2 protein-coding genes are annotated in these 1,127 nt (G+C 34.2%); both read right to left on the bottom strand.

All coding sequences use genetic code 11. From position 1 onward, the window contains the following. A partial coding sequence (locus B3C16_RS16420; protein WP_291133424.1) for a hypothetical protein occupies positions 1–222 on the bottom strand: 222 nt, incomplete at its 3' end. A 55-nt stretch (positions 223–277) separates the two neighbouring features. After that, positions 278–1,127, bottom strand: an 850-nt coding sequence (locus B3C16_RS16425; protein ID WP_291133427.1) for a type I phosphomannose isomerase catalytic subunit, incomplete at its 5' end; no start/stop codon positions are given.

Here is a 1,127-nt window from a genome sequence, read left to right on the forward strand (position 1 = left end):
TAATTCAACATTGATTTGTTTGAAATGTGCTTTTTTATTTTCCACTTTCTTAGCATTCACTTTTGTAATCAAACCGTCAAAAGAAGCAATCGCCTCATCGATGATAGCGTTTGATTGATCAGATGGTTTTCCTGAAGTTGTCATTTCGTAAATGTATACTGCTTCAATGATATCTCCTAAAACAAAATTGATGTCTTTTTTTAAATTTTTAACACTTCCCATTTTTCTTGTAAATTTTAAATTTCGGCAAAATTACACTAAATCTTTAGAACACCAACTAAGAAATATAAATTTCTAGTATAGAAGCTTTACCATTTAACTGAAAATCAGTCAATGAAGCCGGTACTAAAACAGTATCACCTTTTTGATAAGAGTATGTTATTCCTTCAAAACTCAATTCAAAGCTGTCATCTACACACATGTAGACGGTGAATGAATCTTGATTCTTCTGAACTTTCATATTTCCGTTTAGTGGAATAAAATTGGTCGTAAAGTATTGGCAATAAACCATTTCATTAGCAACATTTTCTGTTTTTAAATAAGTTCTTTGCGCTTCTACAGTATCGTAATTAATAGCTTCCAAAGCCAAATCATTGTGCAATTCGCGTTTATTACCATTAGCATCTACCCGATCAAAATCGTAAACACGATAAGTAATATCAGACGTTTGTTGGATTTCGGCGATGACATTTCCGGCTCCGATGGCGTGAATGGTTCCGGTTTCCAGGAGAAAAACATCGCCTTTTTGCACCTTTTTAGTATCGAGAATATCTGGTAAAGTTTTGTTATTTAAATGTAATGTATACTCTTCAGGAGAAGATTTCTCTTTGAAACCTATGATTAATTTTGCGGCTGCATCGGCTTGCATGACGTACCACATTTCGGTTTTTCCAAAGGAATTATGGCGTTTTTTGGCCAGTTCATCGTTTGGATGCAATTGAATGGATAAATCTTCACGAGCATCTAAATATTTAAAGAGTAATGGGAATTGTTTGCCAAAAGCCTGATACACTTTGGTTCCCAAGATTTCCATCGGATAATCCGCAATCAATTCGTTTAGTGATTTTCCCTTAAACTTTCCATTGGCGACAATGCTTACATCGTTTTCAACAGTAGAAATTTCCCAG

This window comes from Flavobacterium sp. UBA7682 (assembly GCF_002482945.1).
In the GTDB taxonomy this organism is placed as follows: domain Bacteria; phylum Bacteroidota; class Bacteroidia; order Flavobacteriales; family Flavobacteriaceae; genus Flavobacterium.